At 76.2% G+C, this 10063-nt stretch carries 11 protein-coding genes; 7 read left to right on the top strand and 4 right to left on the bottom strand.

The annotated features are described in order from the left end of the window. Positions 1-40: 40 nt before the first annotated feature. Together ABT238_RS29320 and ABT238_RS29315 are read right to left on the bottom strand one after the other, a co-directional pair. Positions 41-304 (bottom strand): ferredoxin, encoded by a 264-nt coding sequence (locus ABT238_RS29320; RefSeq protein ID WP_350568124.1) that lies wholly within the window; start codon positions 302-304, stop codon positions 41-43. Then, the gene (locus ABT238_RS29315; RefSeq protein ID WP_350568122.1) at positions 301-1542 is read right to left on the bottom strand and encodes a cytochrome P450; all 1242 of its coding nucleotides are present in this window, start codon (positions 1540-1542) and stop codon (positions 301-303) included. The genes ABT238_RS29320 and ABT238_RS29315 overlap by 4 nt, the downstream gene beginning before the upstream one ends. A gap of 410 nt (positions 1543-1952) precedes the next feature. On the opposite strand from ABT238_RS29315, the gene ABT238_RS29310 reads away from it, so the two are divergent. From ABT238_RS29310 to ABT238_RS29295, 4 genes are read left to right on the top strand one after another with little or no spacing between them, the layout of a single operon-like run. Then, entirely contained in the window at positions 1953-3038 is a 1086-nt protein-coding gene (locus ABT238_RS29310; RefSeq protein WP_350568120.1) for an S-(hydroxymethyl)mycothiol dehydrogenase, read from the top strand. Beyond that, positions 3035-3673: an MBL fold metallo-hydrolase gene (locus ABT238_RS29305; protein ID WP_350568117.1), complete on the top strand. Its 639-nt coding sequence runs from the start codon at positions 3035-3037 to the stop codon at positions 3671-3673. Before ABT238_RS29310 ends, ABT238_RS29305 begins: the two co-directional genes overlap by 4 nt. A gap of 56 nt (positions 3674-3729) precedes the next feature. Then, positions 3730-4131: a pyridoxamine 5'-phosphate oxidase family protein gene (locus ABT238_RS29300; protein WP_350568114.1), complete on the top strand. Its 402-nt coding sequence runs from the start codon at positions 3730-3732 to the stop codon at positions 4129-4131. A 55-nt stretch (positions 4132-4186) separates the two neighbouring features. After that, positions 4187-4366 carry a hypothetical protein gene (locus ABT238_RS29295; RefSeq protein WP_350568112.1) on the top strand — a complete coding sequence of 60 codons (180 nt, stop codon included), beginning with the start codon at positions 4187-4189 and terminating at the stop codon, positions 4364-4366. A gap of 91 nt (positions 4367-4457) precedes the next feature. Here ABT238_RS29295 and ABT238_RS29290 read toward each other — a convergent pair whose 3' ends face one another. Together ABT238_RS29290 and ABT238_RS29285 are read right to left on the bottom strand one after the other, a co-directional pair. Then, the gene (locus ABT238_RS29290; protein WP_350799617.1) at positions 4458-5645 is read right to left on the bottom strand and encodes an alpha/beta hydrolase family protein; all 1188 of its coding nucleotides are present in this window, start codon (positions 5643-5645) and stop codon (positions 4458-4460) included. Positions 5646-5772: 127 nt separating this feature from the next. After that, positions 5773-7092 (bottom strand): DUF5685 family protein, encoded by a 1320-nt coding sequence (locus ABT238_RS29285; RefSeq protein ID WP_350799612.1) that lies wholly within the window; start codon positions 7090-7092, stop codon positions 5773-5775. 149 nt (positions 7093-7241) lie between these two features. Between ABT238_RS29285 and ABT238_RS29280 the strand changes: the two genes are divergently transcribed. The 3 genes from ABT238_RS29280 to ABT238_RS29270 are packed head-to-tail and all read left to right on the top strand — an operon-like array spanning position 7242 to position 10057. After that, the gene (locus tag ABT238_RS29280) at positions 7242-7805 is read left to right on the top strand and encodes a helix-turn-helix domain-containing protein (RefSeq protein WP_350568103.1); all 564 of its coding nucleotides are present in this window, start codon (positions 7242-7244) and stop codon (positions 7803-7805) included. After that, the gene (locus tag ABT238_RS29275) at positions 7802-9292 is read left to right on the top strand and encodes an MFS transporter (protein ID WP_350799605.1); all 1491 of its coding nucleotides are present in this window, start codon (positions 7802-7804) and stop codon (positions 9290-9292) included. Before ABT238_RS29280 ends, ABT238_RS29275 begins: the two co-directional genes overlap by 4 nt. Positions 9293-9346: 54 nt before the next feature. Beyond that, the gene (locus ABT238_RS29270; protein ID WP_350799596.1) at positions 9347-10057 is read left to right on the top strand and encodes an alpha/beta fold hydrolase; all 711 of its coding nucleotides are present in this window, start codon (positions 9347-9349) and stop codon (positions 10055-10057) included. Positions 10058-10063: the final 6 nt, after the last annotated feature.

Genomic DNA, 10063 nt, shown 5'->3' with positions numbered 1-10063 from the left:
CCCGGCACGCGGTGCCGGGGCGTCGGCCGGGAGCGGGGCGTCAGCCGCCCGGGCTGATCCGGCGGCCGTCGTGGGCGCCGTACAGGCTGAGCGCCTCGACCGGGCAGTAGTCGACGGCCTCGGCCAGCTCCGGGGTGAGCGGTTCGCCGGCGGCGCCGGTCGGCTGCTCGCGCAGCGGGCGGGCCAGGCCGTCGGTGCCGAGCGTCAGCGACCCGGGCGCGGTGAGCGCGCACATGCCCGAGCCGATGCAGCGGTCGCGGTCGACCTGGACGATGACGGCGGGTGCGGTCCGCGGATCCGTCACCAGACGACCTCCAGACGCTGCGGGCTGCGGGTCAGCAGACCGCTCCGCCAGTCCACCGGCTCCCCGGGCGCGGCGAGCCGCAGCCCGGGCAGCCGGCGGGCCAGCCGGTGCAGCGCGAGCTCCAGCTCCATCCGGGCCAGCCAGGCGCCCAGGCAGTGGTGCGGCCCGGCCCCGAAGGTGTACGTCGGCGCGGCGAGCGGGGAGAACAGCTCGGTCAGCAGGTCCCCGGTGAACACCCCGGGGTCGCTGTTGGCGGCGGTGACGTCGGCGGCGACGACGCTGCCGGCGGGGATCCGCACCCCGCCGATCTCGACGTCCTCGACCACCCGGCGCAGCAGGCCGGGCATCGTGTCGGCGTCGCCCAACGGGACGGCGCGCAGCAGCTGTTCGGTGGCGGCGGCCGCGCTCTGCTCGTCGGAGGCGAGCCGGTGCCAGGCGTCCCGGCCGTCGCCGAGCAGGTAGACCAGGGCGTTGCCGAGCGAGGTCATGGTGGTCTCGTGCCCGGCCACCACCAGGCCGACGACGAGCGTGACGATCTGCTCCTCGGTGATGCCGGGGGTGTCGTCGGCGGCCGCGAGCAGGCTGCTGACCAGGTCGTCGCCGGGTGCGGCGCGGCGCTCGGCGATGACCTCGGCGCCGAAGGCGGCGAACTCCTCCATCGCCGCGCGCACGGCCTGCGCGGTGTAGGCCGTGGTGGCCAGGGCGTGGTCGCTCCAGTGCTCGATGCGCCTGCTGTCGAGGAGGTCCAGGCCCATCAGCCGGCCGATCACGGCGATCGGCAGCGGGCGGGTGTAGCCGGCGACGATGTCGGCGGGCGAGCCCCGGTCGATCAGCTCGTCGATCAGGCCGTCGACGACCGAGGCGACCCAGGGGCGCCACCGGGCGATCGCGCGCGGGGTGAAGGCGCGCTGCACGGTGCGGCGCAGCCGCTGGTGCTCGACGCCGTCGATGTTGAGCAGCGCGGTCGGGTCGTCGAGCAGGTTGGGGACGCGGGTGACCGGCGGGGCGTCCGGCGCGTAGAGCGGGGCGCGGCCCAGGCGCGGGTCGGTGAGCACCTGCCGGACCTCGGCGTGCCGGCTGATCAGCCAGACCGGGGTGCCGGTGGGCAGGGCGGCCAGCCGGGGCGGGCCGGGGGCGAGCAGGCGCAGGCAGTGCAGCGGGGGCAGCACGGCCCGGGCCGTGCCGGGGTCGGTGGCGGTACCGGTTCCGGCACCGGTCGCGCGGTTCTCGGCGGACATCCGTACTCCAGACTCCAGGGGGTGGCCGCGCGGAGGCGGCCTGCGGGGGGTGGATCCGGTGGTGCGCGGGGGACGGGCGGGGACGGCCGACAGGTGCCGGAGCGGCCGGGTTCGCTTCGACCGTACGTGGCCGAGGGGCCACAGACAGCGAGGATTCCAGCCAACGGCCGGGAGGGGCGGGTGCGCCGAGAGTGCGGCGCCTGACCGGGGCGCTCGGCGGTGGCCGCACGCCCCGTGCCGCGCCCCCGGCGTCCGCGGCGCGGCGGGTGCCCCCGGTGAGCCGGATCACCCGGGAGGCTCCCCGGCCGCCCGGCGGCGCGGGCGATACGCTTCGTGGGCGAGTCACCCGACTCGCGTCGACGCAGGTCAAGCCGGTGCAGAGTGGCACCGGCCGACGGAGGTGGAACCGGATGGCCCAGCAGGTCAAGGCAGTGATCGCACGCGCCAAGGGCGCGCCCGTGGAGGTCACGACGATCGTCGTGCCCGACCCCGGGCCGGGCGAGGCCGTGGTGCGGATCCAGGCCTGCGGCGTGTGCCACACCGATCTGCACTACCGCGAGGGCGGGATCAACGACGAGTTCCCGTTCCTGCTCGGCCACGAGGCCGCGGGCATCGTGGAGACCGTCGGCGAGGGCGTCACCGAGGTCGCGCCCGGCGACTTCGTCGTCCTCAACTGGCGCGCCGTCTGCGGCCAGTGCCGCGCCTGCAAGCGGGGGCGGGCCCAGTACTGTTTCAACACCCACAACGCCAAGCAGAAGATGACGCTGCTGGACGGCACCGAGCTGTCCCCGGCCCTGGGCATCGGCGCGTTCGCCGAGAAGACCCTGGTCGCCGCCGGCCAGTGCACCAAGGTGGACCCGGCCGCCGACCCGGCCGTCGCCGGGCTGCTCGGCTGCGGCGTGATGGCGGGCATCGGCGCCGCGATCAACACCGGCAACGTGGGCCGGGGCGACACGGTCGCGGTGATCGGCTGCGGCGGCGTCGGCGGCGCGGCCGTGCTGGGCTCCCGGCTGGCCGGCGCGGCGAAGATCATCGCGGTGGACATCGACGACCGCAAGCTCGCCACCGCCGAGAAGCTCGGCGCCACCCACACCGTCAACTCCCGCAACACCGACCCGGTGGAGGCGATCCGCGAGCTGACCGGCGGTCACGGCGCGGACGTGGTCGTCGAGGCGGTCGGCCGCCCGGAGACGTACCAGCAGGCCTTCTACGCCCGCGACCTCGCCGGCACCGTCGTGCTGGTCGGCGTGCCGACGCCGGAGATGAAGCTGGAGCTCCCGCTGCTCGACGTGTTCGGCCGCGGCGGCGCGCTGAAGTCCTCCTGGTACGGCGACTGCCTGCCCTCGCGGGACTTCCCGATGCTGATCGACCTCTACCTCCAGGGCCGCCTGGACCTCGGCGCCTTCGTCAGCGAGACCATCGGCCTGGACGCGGTGGAGCAGGCGTTCGAGCGCATGCACCACGGCGACGTGCTCCGTTCGGTGGTGGTCCTGTGAGCGCCGCAACCGCCCGCGTCGACCGGCTCGTCACCGCCGGCACCTTCGAACTCGACGGCGGCAGCTGGGAGGTGGAGAACAACGTCTGGATCGTCGGCGACGACGCCGAGGCCGTGGTGATCGACGCGGCCCACGACGCCGCGGCGATCGAGGAGGCGCTCGCCGGGCGCCGGCTGCTCGCCATCGTCTCCACCCACGCCCACAACGACCACATCGACGCCGCCCCGGAGCTGGCCGCGCGCACCGGCGCGCCGGTGCTGCTCCACCCGGACGACCTGCCGCTGTGGAAGCTCACCCACCCGGACCGCCTGCCGGACGGCGAACTCGCCGACGGTCAGCGGATCGAGGTCGCCGGCACCGCGCTGACCGTCCTGCACACGCCCGGCCACGCCCCCGGCGCGGTCTGCCTGTACGCCCCGGACCTCGGCACGGTGTTCACCGGCGACACCCTCTTCCACGGCGGCCCGGGCGCCACCGGCCGCTCGTTCTCGCACTTCCCGACCATCATCGACTCCATCCGCGAGCGCCTGCTCACCCTGCCCCCGGACACCGTGGTGCGCACCGGCCACGGCGACCCGACCACCATCGGCGCCGAGGCCCCGGCGCTCCCGGAGTGGATCGCCCGCGGGCACTGATCAGGGTCCCGGGCCCGGCGGCCGGCCGCCGGGCCCGGGCACGTACGATCGCGGGCATGGCCCATGATCCGCGCGCGCTCGACGACGCCTTCCTCGCCTTCTGGCGGGAGCGGCACATCTCCACCCTGACCACCCGGCGTCCGGACGGCTCGCCGCACGTGGTGCCGGTGGGGGTGACGTACGACCCGGAGAGCGGTGTCGCGCGGGTGATCAGCAGCCGCACCAGCCGGAAGGTGCGCAATGTGCTGGCCGCCGGAGCGGACGGGCAGCGGGTGGCGGTCTGCCAGGTGGACCGGGCGCGCTGGTCGACGCTGGAGGGCGTGGCCGTGGTCCGGGACGCGCCGGAGGCGGTGGCCGAGGCGGAGCGGCGGTACGCCGAGCGTTACCGCGAGCCGCGGGTGAATCCGGACCGGGTGGTCATCGAGATCACGGTGGACCGCGTCCTCGGCCGGGCCTGAGGGCGGGCGGGGTTCCGTTTATCCGGCGTTGATCGTCACGCTCTACCGTCGGGGCATGAACGAGGGAACGACGGGGGACCGGGGCGTGCGGGCCCCGGCCGAGGGCGGCCGGATGACGGCCGAGGACACGGACCGGTTCCGGGTGCTGCTGGCCCGGCTGGAGGACTCGCTGGCGGCGGACCGCCGCGGCGTGACGGTGCCGGCGGCGAGAACGGCGCCGGGTCGCGATGGATGAGCGCCGCCCGGCCGCGCGCGTCGCGGTGCTGCCGCTGTGGCAGCGCGGCGCGCGGACGGGCGACCCGGAAAGGATTCCCGTGCCCCGTGGGCTACTTGGCGAAGCGGACCTCGGGGAACCGCGGCGAGGGCCGGTCGAGCAGCGGGGCCGGACGGCCGAGCAGGTGCCGGTCGAAGAACGCGCCGAGGTAGGCGCGGGTGGCGGCCAGTGAGCGGCGGCTGTCGACGGAGCCGAAGGTCTCCTGGTAGTACCCGGGCGGCAGGTGGTCCTCCAGGTGGAGGTCGTCGACCATCCAGTGCTCGTCGGAGAAGGACAGGTGCCCACCGGTGGGCAGGTCCACCCAGTAGCGGGGGCCGGTGAACCGCTTCCAGTTGTCCTCCCAGTTCCGGGTGGACTCCGGTGAGGCGCCGACTCCGGCGCTGAACAGCAGCGCCGGGCGCCCGGTGTCGTCCCCGGCCGGGATCCAGATGCTGCCGTCCAGGTTGGCGGCGGCCTTGATCCGCGGGTCCTCGCGCATCGCCTCCAGGGAGGCCGCCCCGCCGATCGAGTGCCCGGCGGCGCCGATCCGCGAGGCGTCGATGCTCAGGCCGCGGACCGGGCCGCCGTGCCCGGGCGCGGTCAGCCGGTCGATCACGAAGCGCAGGTCGGCGGCCCGGGCGCGGGACGACTTCGCGCCGAACTCCGGGTCCGTCTGCTCCTGTCCGCACGCCTGGCAGGACTCGATGCGGCCGCCGGGGAACTCCACCGAGGTCTCGTAGGTGGAGTCGACAGCGGCCACCGCGTAGCCCCGGGAGGCGAACTCCTCGCCGAGGGCGGTGAGCGTGCTGCGGCTCATGCCGAAGCCGGGGGAGAGCAGGACCAGCGGATGCCGGCCGGCGGCCGGCCGGGCGTCGGCCACCGCTCCGGTCCGCAGCGCGGCGGGCTGGTCGAGACCGTACAGTGCCCGGGACAACTCCGCCGAGACGTACGGCGCACGGGGTCCCCGGGCGGATTGCGCGGGGTACCAGAAGGTGACCATCAGCTCGCGCGTCGGGGTGTCGGCGCGCCACGGATCGGGCCGGCCGGGATCGACCAGGTGGACGGACTTCGTCCCCACCGGCCGGTGTGCGGTCGGTGCGGGGACGTGCGGTGCGCCGGCGCGGGCGGCGCCGGCCTCCGCCGTGGCGGCCGGGGGAGCGGCCGGGGCCGCGGCGGCCAGCGCGGAGGCCGGGCCGGCCAGGACCAGGGTGGTGGACGCGATCGTCAGGGCGGCGGAACGCCACCGTCGCTTCTTCGACATGACGCCACGTTAGGTTCGCTCCCGGCCCCGGCACGTCGCTCCGCCGGTGGAACGGCGGTACGCCGCGAGGGGGAGAGGCCCGCCGCGGCGTACCGCCGTCGGACCGGGGCCGGCTCCCCCTGTGGGCTCAGCAGTCGCAGCCGCAGCTGCAGTCACCGCAGTCGCAACAGCCGCTGCAGCAGTCGGAGCCCTCGCCGCAGCACTGGCAGGCGTCGCAGCAGTTGCCGCAGTCGCAGCAGTCGTTCCGGGCGCAGAAGCCCTCGCGGCGCTCGCCGGTGAACGGGTGGTCGTGCTCGCAGCAGAGCAGCTGGCAGGTGCAGCCCATCAGTGCCCACGCCGCGCACCCCGCCAGCAGGTTGCGGCGGTTGGGCGGCGGGGCGCCGGGCGGGGTGAAGCCGGGGCCCTGCGGCACCCACGGCGGGACCGGTGCGCCGGGGCCCTGCGGCGGGGGCTGGTCGGGGTCGTGCCGCGGCGGCGCCTGGTACGGGTTGGCGGCGCGCGGGGTGCCGTCCACGGTGGTGAGCGGGGTGCCGTCCACGGCCGTGAGTGCGGTGCCGTCCGCGGCCTTGACCCGGCACGCGGTGTGGCCGGCCCGGCCGAAGACCCGCTCGACGGCGCGCTCGGTCTCGTGCGCGAGCAGGACGTGCACCAGGGTGCGGTCGGTCAGTTCGACGTCCCGCAGGGCGAGCCGGATGCCGTGCACGGCGTCCCGGCAGAGCCGTTCGGCCTCGGCGCGGTCGGTGCCGGTCGCGGTCAGCGGGTTCCAGGCGCCGCTCGCGGCGTCGGCGGCCTGGTCCTCGGCGGCGTCCAGCAGGTGGGCGAGCCGCCCGAACAGCCGCCCCGCCTCGGCCAGCGGCGCCGCGTTCCCGGGCCGGCCGGCCAGCGCGGCGGTGTGCGCGAACGCCGCGGCGGTGGCGGTCTCGGTGGGCTCGGTGACCAGCAGCAGCGAGCCGCCGGCCGGCAGTGCCCGCTCCAACTCGCTCTGCCGGGAGGCCGCGTCGAGCAGCACGGCGGTGTCGAAGCCGACCACCGAGGCGCTGCCCGCGCTCTTGCGGTCCCAGCGCCGGGTGACCGCCCGGGCGCCCGCCGCCACCGAGCGCCGGGCGAACACGCCGTCCCGGTCCTCGACGTGGTCGCGGATCTTCACCGAGGCGAGCGCCAGCGAAACGGCGGCGGCCAGCCGGGCGCCCTCGCCCCGGGCGACGGAGGCCGTCCGCATGCCGCGCAGCGGGCAGGGCCCGGCGGTCCGCCGCCCCGTGCCGTTCTCGGCGGCGGCCTGCGCCTCGACCAGCACGGAGATGATCAGCCCGTCGTAGTTGGTGGCGGTGCGCGCCAACTGCCCGTGGTCGTCCCGCAGTGCCAGGCAGAGCCCGCAGAGGTGGGCCATCCAACTCGCCTGCAACCGTTCGGAGAGGCGGTGGCGGCACGGTCTGATGATGCCGAACATGTGGTTCCCCCGTGTCTCGCGTGGGCCATCCGGGCCCGTGATCGCGCACATCATATGATCGCGGCCCCGCCGGCCCGGAAACCTCGGCGGTCCGGCGTGCCCCGTCCGGGCCCGGTCGTCCGTCCCGGATCCGGGATAGCATCACGGATATGGGAATCGACACGGCCGCCGACGAGCGGTTGGCGGGGCGGCTCGCGGAGTTGCGGGTCGAACGCGGGTGGACGCTGGAGGAGTTGGCGCGGCGGGCGGAGGTCAGCCGCTCCACGCTGTCGCGGGTGGAGCGGGCGGAGGTCAGCCCGACGGCGGCGCTGCTCGGGCGGCTCTGCGCCGTGTACGGGCGGAGCATGTCGCGGCTGCTCGCCGAGGTGGAGGCGGCGCCCGCGCGGCTGGTGCGGGCGGCGGACCAGCGGGTCTGGCGGGACGAGGCGACCGGGTTCGTCCGGCGCTCCGTCTCGCCGCCGCACGGGTCGCTGCGGGCCGAGGTGATCGAGGGACGGCTGCCGGCCGGCGGCGACATCGCCTACGACAAGCCCTGCGACACCGGCCGGGAACACCACCTCTGGCTGCTGGAGGGCCGGTTGGCACTGACCGTGGACGGCGACGAGCAACTGCTGGAGGCCGGCGACTGCCTGCGGTTCGTCCCCGAGACCACCCGCTTCCGCTGCCCCGGCCCGGCCGAGGCCCGGTACGCGCTGGTGGTGGTCGAACCGTGAGCGCGACCGGCGCGATACCCGGGGCACCCGTCAAGGAGCGGTTCGACGCGGCCGGGCGGCGGGTGCTGATGGTCTGCGTCGCGGGCGGGTTCACCACCCTGCTCGACCAGTCGGTGCTCAACACCTCGATCCCCGCGCTGCGCGAGACCCTGCACGCCCAGCCCGCCCACCTGCAGTGGATCGTGGCCGGCTACTCGCTCGCCTTCGGCCTGGCCCTGATCCCCGGCGGGCGGCTCGGCGACGTGCGCGGCCGCAAGTGGTTCTTCGTCGGCGGCCTCGCCCTGTTCACCGTGGTCAGCCTGCTCTCCGCGACCGCCACCGAGCCCTGGATGCTGGTCGCGTCCCGGCTGCTCCAGGGCGCGGGCGCCGGACTGGTGAACTCCCAGATGATCGGCACCCTCCAGGACGTCTTCCAGGGCCAGCTGCGGGCCCGGGCGCTCGGGATGTACGCGGTCACCGGCGGCCTCGCCTTCGCGCTCGGCCCACCCGTCGGCGGCGCGGTGCTCGCGGCCGTCGGACCGGAGCACGGCTGGCGGCTGACCTTCCTGCTGAACGTCCCCTTCGGGCTCGCCACCGTGTGGCTGGCGGCCCGCCACCTGCCGCGCCCGCGCGCCGCCGCCCGCAACGCCGACCTCGACCTGGTCGGACTCCTGCTGGTCGGCGCGCTGACCCTGGCGCTGATGCTGCCGTTCGTCCAGCCGCCCGGCTGGGCCGGCTGGTTCGGCTTCGCGGTCGCCGCGGCCCTGCTGCTGGGCGCGCTGGCGTGGTGGCAGCGCCGCTACGCCCGGGCCGGCGGCCACCCGCTGATCCACCCGGCGCTGACCCGCTCGGCGCCCTACGCGCTGGGGACGGCGGTGGCGATGGCCCAGTTCGGCTCCTCGCTGGCCGCCGGGCTGGTGCTCACGATGTTCCTCCAGGACGGGCTCGGCCTGTCGCCGCTCGGCGCGGCCCTGGTGGCCCTGCCCTCGGCGGTCGCGATGGGCTTCGCCTCGGCGGTCGCCTGGCGGGTGGTGGCGCGCTTCGGCCGGCGGACCGTCACCGCGGGCATGACCGGCTCGGCGCTGACGATGCTGACCGGCGGCCTGGTCGCGATGTGGGCACCGGTCGGCTCGCTGCCCTGGCTGCTGGCGCTGCTGCAACTGCTGGGCGGCGCCTCGATCGGGCTGATGGGGGCGTCCAACCAGGCCTTCGTGCTGCGGCACGCGCCGGCCGAGGCGGCCGGGGTGAGCGGGGCGATCCTGCAGATGGCGCAGCGCATCGCGGCGGCGGTCGGCGTCTCGGCGCTCTCCGGCGTCTACCTGCGGGCGACCGGCGGGGGCGGCGGGCACCGGGCGGCGTTCGCCTGGTCGAGCGGTGTCTGCGCGGCGGTGGCCGCGCTGGCGGTGCTGGCCTCGGTGCTGGCGGGCCGGGCGACGGCGCGCGAGGAGTCGGCACCGCAGGCCGCCTCGGCGGAGCCCGCCCGGGAGGAGACCCGGGCCTCCGGTTGAGCGGTGGGCGAACGCGGGGTCCGTGGACGCCGGACCCGGCCTACCGTGGTCGGCATGACCGGTCATCGGATGGTGGAACTGCCGGGCCTCTCCCTCGCCTACCGGGAGAGCGGCCCGGCCGACGGCCCGCCGCTGGTCCTGCTGCACGCGCTCGGCGAGCGGGCCGCGGACTGGGACGTGGTGCTCCCGGCCCTCGCCCCGCACCACCGGGTGCTGGCGCTCGACCAGCGCGGCCACGGCGACAGCGGCCGACCCGGGCGGTACGGGCTGGAGGCGATGCGCGACGACGTGCTCGCCTTCCTGGACGCGCTCGGACTGGCCCGGGCCGACCTGGTCGGCCACTCGATGGGCGGCGCGGTCGCCTACCTGGTCGCCCAGCGGCGGCCCGAACGCGTCGGCCGGCTGGTGCTGGAGGACGTCCCCGCCCCGCGTCCCCGCCCGGCGAGCCCGGTGGCCGACGCCCCCGACGGGCCGGTGGACTTCGACCGGGCGGTGGTCCGGGCCGTCAAGGAGCAGATCGACCGGCCCGACCCGCGCTGGCTGGAGGGGATGGCCGCGATCACCGCGCCCACCCTGCTGGTGGCCGGCGGCGCGGCCAGCCACGTCCCGCAGGCCGGGGTGGCCGAGCTGGCCGGGCTGATCGCGGACTGCCGGCTGGCGACCGTCGAGGCCGGGCACCTGGTGCACCGGACCCGGCCGGCCGGGTTCGTCGCGGCGGTGGCGCCGTTTCTGGACCCGGCCGGCGGTGACGGTCCGGCGGGCTGATCAGAC

The sequence above is a fragment of the Kitasatospora sp. NPDC001527 genome, assembly GCF_040298605.1.
GTDB lineage: Bacteria > Actinomycetota > Actinomycetes > Streptomycetales > Streptomycetaceae > Kitasatospora.
The sequence above is the reverse complement of the archived record's forward strand: the minus strand, read 5'-3'. Positions and strand labels throughout refer to the sequence as shown.

Bases quoted from the DNA above. Each gene is read 5' to 3' on its own strand.
- ABT238_RS29300 (WP_350568114.1), top strand. From the start codon at position 3,730: ATGGCCCATGATCCGCGCGCGCTCGACGACGCCTTCCTCGCCTTCTGG.
- ABT238_RS29310 (WP_350568120.1), top strand. From the start codon at position 1,953: ATGGCCCAGCAGGTCAAGGCAGTGATCGCACGCGCCAAGGGCGCGCCC.
- ABT238_RS29270 (WP_350799596.1), top strand. From the start codon at position 9,347: ATGACCGGTCATCGGATGGTGGAACTGCCGGGCCTCTCCCTCGCCTAC.
- ABT238_RS29315 (WP_350568122.1), bottom strand. From the start codon at position 1,542: ATGTCCGCCGAGAACCGCGCGACCGGTGCCGGAACCGGTACCGCCACC.
- ABT238_RS29290 (WP_350799617.1), bottom strand. From the start codon at position 5,645: ATGTCGAAGAAGCGACGGTGGCGTTCCGCCGCCCTGACGATCGCGTCC.
- ABT238_RS29295 (WP_350568112.1), top strand. From the start codon at position 4,187: ATGAACGAGGGAACGACGGGGGACCGGGGCGTGCGGGCCCCGGCCGAG.
- ABT238_RS29285 (WP_350799612.1), bottom strand. From the start codon at position 7,092: ATGTTCGGCATCATCAGACCGTGCCGCCACCGCCTCTCCGAACGGTTG.
- ABT238_RS29280 (WP_350568103.1), top strand. From the start codon at position 7,242: ATGGGAATCGACACGGCCGCCGACGAGCGGTTGGCGGGGCGGCTCGCG.